We start from the raw sequence: 3,709 nt of genomic DNA on the forward strand, positions 1-3,709 counted from the left end.
CGAGACAGGGGGGTATGCTGGGGGAACAGCGATCCGTGAAAGGGATGTGTCATGGTTGGTAACGAAGAGACTATCGCCCAGGTGCTCAACCGCCTGCGCCGCGCCCACGGCCAGCTGGCCGGGGTGATCTCCATGATCGAACAGGGCCGCGACTGCAAAGACGTGGTCACCCAGCTCGCCGCGGTCTCGCGCGCCCTCGATCGCGCCGGATTCAAGATCGTCGCCACGGGCCTGCGCGAATGCCTCACCGGCGACACCGCCGACGGTTCCGAGCCCATGACCGAAGCCGAACTCGAGAAACTCTTCCTCGCTCTCGCCTGACCAGCAGGCGGCGCGCCGAACAAAGATCGGAGCCGATCCATGCCGAACCTTCCCAGACATCGGGGCTGGTCCATCGCGCGCGTCGTACCGCTGCTGGCCGGAACCTTGGTGCTGATCACCACGATGCTGGCCGTAGCGTTCTCGCCGTGGTGGCTGATCGTTACCGGCTTCGTCGGCGCGAACCTGCTGCTCTACGGTGCCGCCGGCTGGTGCCCGGCGACGCTACTACTGCGGCGGATGGGCGTGCCCGCCGAGCCGTCCGCGTGCGCACCGTCCCAGCCGTGACCTTCCTCGAGCATTCCCGAACCACGTAGAAAGCAGACGACTCGTGAAACTGGCACTGACCACCACCCTGCGCGTCCACAGCTTCGACGAGGCCGTCGAGCTGACCCGAAAGGCGCTGTCAGATCAAGGATTCGGCGTGCTCACCGATATCGACATGCAGGCGACGGTGCAGGCGAAACTAGGCGAGCATATGGAGGACTACCGCATCCTCGGAGCCTGCAATCCACCGCTGGCCCACCGCGCGGTCGGCGTGAACCGCCAACTCGGACTGCTGCTGCCCTGCAACGTGGTAGTCCGCCGCGACCCCGAAGCCGACGACCTCGTCATCGTCGAAGCCATCAACCCGAACCTGATGGTCCAACTCACCGGCGAACCAGCCCTCGAACCCATCGCCGCCGAAGCCACCACCAGGCTGGGCGCAGCCATCGAATCACTGCGCGATCGTTGAACGCCAACTCGACCTAGGCCGACGTGAGGTCGGGGTGGACCGCCGTTCGCCTGTCCGCACGATCGGGCAGGGCAACGAACGGTTCGGCGCCGGCCTCAATTGTCCGTGACGGGCGCGATCAGTCCATCGAGGAGTGCACGGGTCAACCCGGCTGCCTGAGCGCGGCTGCGGGCCAGGTCGTCGGATTCGGCGATGGTGAGCGACATTTCGGTGAGCGCACCATAGATGGCGCTGGCAAGTAGTTCGGGCGGGTACGGCTGGATTCGACCGGCCTCGAGCAGCGCCTGGGCGCCTGACACAACCAGGCCGCCGAGGTGGCGCTGGTCGATTTCACGCCAGCGCTGCCAGCCCAGCGCGATGGGCCCTTGCAGCAGCACGACGTGGCGGTAGACAGGCTCGGTGCAGACGTCGAGGAAGGCCTCCATGGCCCGTTCGAGAAGCTCCATCGGATCGGTCGAGGAGTCGATCGCGGCTCGGATGCGTTGCGCCGCTCGTTGCTGGAGATCGTCGACAACCGCATCGAACAGTCCCTTCTTGCCGTCGAAGTGGTGATACAACGCGCCGCGGGTCAGGCCGGCGGCCCGGACCAGTTCCTCGGCCGACAGACCGGCGTAATCGAGTTCGGCGAACAGGCGAGCCCCGGTCTCGAGAAGAGTCTGCCGGGTGTTCTCGACATGCTTGTCACGCAAAGACTCCATACGCTATGTTTAGCACATACAGTGTGTATGACAGATACGCTGCGAATGGCGGAGGCGATGAGTATGGACAAGTCGGTGGACGTCGTGATCGTCGGCGCCGGTACCGCAGGCCTGGTCGCAGCCCGTGACCTGGTGCGCAGCGGATCCGAGGTGCTGGTACTCGAGGCGCGGGACCGGGTGGGCGGCCGCCTGCTCAACGCCGAACTGCCCGGTGGCTCGCCGATCGAGGTCGGCGGCCAGTGGGTCGGCCCAACCCAGCATCAGGTGATGGCCCTGATCGAGGAGCTGGGCCTGCGGACCTATCCCACCCACCACGCCGGGCGTCACATCGCCGAGGTGGGCCGCTCGCGCTCGGAGTACACCGGCCGCATTCCCCGGGCGAACCCGCTGACGCTGCTCGACATCGCCCAGACCCAGCTGCGGCTGGACCGATTGGCGAGCAAGGTCGTCCGGACCGAGCCGTGGGAGTACGAGCAGGCCGAGTCCCTGGACGCGCAGACCTTCGACACCTGGCTGCGTAACCACGCCCACACCACCGACGGGCGAGCCTTCTTCCGATTGATCACCGAGGCCGTATTCGCCACCGGACCGGAGGACATGTCGGCGCTGTGGGCGAACGTCTACATCGGCGCCGCCGGCGGGCTCGACGCGCTGATCAACGTCGCCGAGGGCGCCCAGCAGGACCGGGTCGTGGGTGGCACCCAGACCATCGCGCTGGCCATGGCCCAGGAACTCGGGGACCGGATCGTCCTCAACAGCCCGGTAACCGAAATCGATGGGGACGACACCGGAGTGCGAGTCCGCGCCGACGGTGTGACGGTGCGTGCGCGCCGCGCTGTGATCGCGGTGCCGCCGCCGCTGGTCGCCCGGATCCGGTTCACCCCGGGCCTGCCCGGTGATCGGGACCAGCTCGTGCAGCGGATGCCGATGGGCCGGGTGATCAAGGTCAATGTCGCCTACGACGAACCGTTCTGGCGGGCCGAGGGCTGGTCCGGTCAGGCCAACAGCGACCGGCGAGCCCTGGGCACCGTCTTCGACAACACTCCCTTCGACGGTGCCCCCGGCGTACTCGTCGGATTCCTCGAAGGCCGCCACGCCGACGCCGGCGCCCGGCTGACCTCGGCCGACCGCCGCGCAAGGGTACTCGAGGATTTGGCCGGGTACTTCGGCCCGCGGGCGCGCAAACCCATCGACTACATCGAAAAGGACTGGGCCGAAGAGGAATACAGCCGTGGCTGCTACGGCGCATTCACCACCCCCGGCACCCTGACCCGCTTCGGACCCGCACTGCGCCGCCCCACCGGCCCGCTGCACTGGGCAGGCACCGAAACCGCCACCCGCTGGCCCGGTTACATCGACGGTGCCGCCGAGTCCGGCCACCGCGTCGCCATGGAGATCAACAGCGCCCTGACTACCGCTGTGGCGAACAAATGACAGCTACCGCCGATTCCGTTGCTCGCGCGCGGATAGGCCATCATGGCGCAGCAGCACCGCGACCGAACTCTAGTTTTGGACAGGGCGGTCTCGTCCGCCCGGAAAGGCAGACATGAGCAGCGAAGACTCTACGCATACTGAGGCACCCTCGGGTTCGGCCCCGACCACCACAACCGTGGCTGTAATCGGGGCAGGATTGGCAGGACTGACAGCGGCCCGCGCCCTGCACCGGGCAGGTGTCGATGTGCTCGTGCTCGAGGCCGCCGACCGGTCGGGCGGGCGCGCGATGAGCGAAACCACCGCGCTGGGGTCACGGGTGGATCTGGGCGGGCAGTGGATCGGCCACGACCATCACCGCCTCTCCGCGTTGGCCACCGAGCTCGGTGCCACCCGGTTCCGGATGAACACCACCCTGCTGCCGACCATCCTCGACGGCGCTCGCCCGGGACCCCCGGGCGCGGCGGCGACGCGGGGGGTGTCGTATACACAAATACCAGCCCCCGAGACCGTAATTCAAGTGGGT

6 protein-coding genes are annotated in these 3,709 nt (G+C 67.5%); 5 read left to right on the plus strand and 1 reads right to left on the minus strand.

Features of this window, described 5'->3' with window-relative positions:
• The first annotated feature begins 51 nt into the window (after positions 1-51).
• Genes ACFWPJ_RS27375 through ACFWPJ_RS27385 form a run of 3 tightly spaced genes read left to right on the plus strand, consistent with a single transcriptional unit; the run spans position 52 to position 1,054 of the window.
• The gene (locus tag ACFWPJ_RS27375; RefSeq protein ID WP_327097682.1) at positions 52-321 is read left to right on the plus strand and encodes a metal-sensitive transcriptional regulator; all 270 of its coding nucleotides are present in this window, start codon (positions 52-54) and stop codon (positions 319-321) included.
• Positions 322-360: 39 nt separating this feature from the next.
• On the plus strand, positions 361-606 hold the full coding sequence (locus ACFWPJ_RS27380; protein ID WP_378855552.1) for a DUF2892 domain-containing protein: 246 nt from the start codon (positions 361-363) through the stop codon (positions 604-606).
• Positions 607-649: 43 nt separating this feature from the next.
• A complete protein-coding gene (locus ACFWPJ_RS27385) occupies positions 650-1,054 on the plus strand; it encodes a DUF302 domain-containing protein (protein WP_378855554.1) in 405 nt (134 codons plus the stop codon).
• A 95-nt stretch (positions 1,055-1,149) separates the two neighbouring features.
• Here the strand turns inward: ACFWPJ_RS27385 and ACFWPJ_RS27390 are convergent, their stop codons facing one another.
• Entirely contained in the window at positions 1,150-1,752 is a 603-nt protein-coding gene (locus ACFWPJ_RS27390; protein ID WP_378855556.1) for a TetR/AcrR family transcriptional regulator, read from the minus strand.
• Positions 1,753-1,815: 63 nt separating this feature from the next.
• Here ACFWPJ_RS27390 and ACFWPJ_RS27395 point away from each other — a divergent pair, with 63 nt between their 5' ends.
• Together ACFWPJ_RS27395 and ACFWPJ_RS27400 are read left to right on the plus strand one after the other, a co-directional pair.
• Complete coding sequence (locus ACFWPJ_RS27395) at positions 1,816-3,186, plus strand: flavin monoamine oxidase family protein (RefSeq protein ID WP_378855560.1); 1,371 nt, start codon at positions 1,816-1,818, stop codon at positions 3,184-3,186.
• A gap of 112 nt (positions 3,187-3,298) precedes the next feature.
• Positions 3,299-3,709: FAD-dependent oxidoreductase (locus tag ACFWPJ_RS27400; protein WP_378855558.1), on the plus strand; the 411-nt coding region annotated here is incomplete at its 3' end.

The sequence above is a fragment of the Nocardia sp. NPDC058497 genome (assembly GCF_042720195.1).
Taxonomy (GTDB): domain Bacteria; phylum Actinomycetota; class Actinomycetes; order Mycobacteriales; family Mycobacteriaceae; genus Nocardia.

Coding starts and splice junctions, on each gene's coding strand:
- ACFWPJ_RS27375 (WP_327097682.1), top strand. CDS start 52: ATGGTTGGTAACGAAGAGACTATCGCCCAGGTGCTCAACCGCCTGCGC.
- ACFWPJ_RS27380 (WP_378855552.1), top strand. CDS start 361: ATGCCGAACCTTCCCAGACATCGGGGCTGGTCCATCGCGCGCGTCGTA.
- ACFWPJ_RS27390 (WP_378855556.1), bottom strand. CDS start 1,752: ATGGAGTCTTTGCGTGACAAGCATGTCGAGAACACCCGGCAGACTCTT.
- ACFWPJ_RS27395 (WP_378855560.1), top strand. CDS start 1,816: ATGGACAAGTCGGTGGACGTCGTGATCGTCGGCGCCGGTACCGCAGGC.